The organism is Kluyvera sp. EC_51 (genome assembly GCF_019584505.1).
In the GTDB taxonomy this organism is placed as follows: domain Bacteria; phylum Pseudomonadota; class Gammaproteobacteria; order Enterobacterales; family Enterobacteriaceae; genus Kluyvera; species Kluyvera sichuanensis.
Genome location: NZ_VDAG01000059.1, coordinates 1 through 1,095 on the forward strand (window position 1 = coordinate 1; position 1,095 = coordinate 1,095).

Annotated in this window: 1 protein-coding gene; it reads right to left on the reverse strand. The window is 52.1% G+C overall.

Going from position 1 to position 1,095, the window contains the following annotated elements; translation table 11 throughout:
* Nucleotides 1–94: 94 nt before the first annotated feature.
* A complete protein-coding gene (locus FHC49_RS11645) occupies nucleotides 95–1,063 on the reverse strand; it encodes an IS5 family transposase (RefSeq protein ID WP_220439822.1) in 969 nt (322 codons plus the stop codon).
* Between the last annotated feature and the right edge of the window lie 32 nt (nucleotides 1,064–1,095).

The following is a 1,095-nucleotide window of genomic DNA, read 5'->3' on the forward strand; positions in this document are numbered from 1 at the left end:
TGAATAAATCGAACTTTTGCTGAGTTGAAGGATCAGATCGGCTTTGTTGAATAAATAAGATTTCGTGCGAACGACTCTGTAGCTGGCTGGATTTTCAGGCAATACGCACGCTTTCTGGCATCCCAGCCTTTGTCATCCTGTTCAACGCACGCACCATGGCCATAGCTTCCGCTACCTGACCATCGTAGTCACGCAGCGTCAGTGAATCTCCCAACAACAGCTTCATTCTGTACATTGCCGTTTCCGCTATCGAGCGACGGTTATATTCCGTTGTCCATTTCCACCGTGCATTGCTTCCGCTCAGCCGCTGATTAGCAACGGCACGGTTGCGGTCTGCGTACTCACCGGGCCAGTAACCTGCTCCTTTTCGGGGAGGAATAAGCGCGCTGATTTTTTTGCGGCGCAGTTCATCGTGACAAAGCCGGGTATCGTAAGCCCCGTCTGCCGCGGCTGCCCTGATTTTTCTGTGAGTCTGCCGGATAAGGCCCGGGAAGGCTTCTGAGTCCGTGACGTTATTCAGCGACAGGTCTGCACAGACAACTTCATGTGTGTTGCTGTCAACAGCAAGATGCAACTTTCGCCAGATACGACGGCGCTCTTTGCCGTGCTTTCTGACTTTCCATTCGCCTTCACCAAAGACCTTCAGCCCGGTGGAATCAATCACCAGGTGTGCGATTTCACCCCGGGTGGACGTTTTGAAACTGACATTAACCGACTTTGCCCGCTTACTGACACTGGTGTAATCCGGGCAGCGCAACGGAACGTTCATCAGGGCAAAAATGGAATCAATAAAACCCTGCGCAGCCCGCAGGGTCAGCCGGAATACGCGTTTAATCACCAGAACGGTGGTGATGGCGAGATCAGAATAGCGCTGGGGCCTTCCTCGTGATGAAGGCGTTGCCGACTCATACCAGGCCTGAATCGCCTCATCATCCAGCCAGAAAGTGAGGGAGCCACGGTTGATGAGAGCTTTGTTGTAGGTGGACCAGTTGGTGATTCTGAACTTTTGCTTTGCCACGGAATGGTCTGTGTTGTCGGGAGGATGCGTGATCTGATCCTTCAACTCAGCAAAAGTTCGATTTATTCAACAAAGCC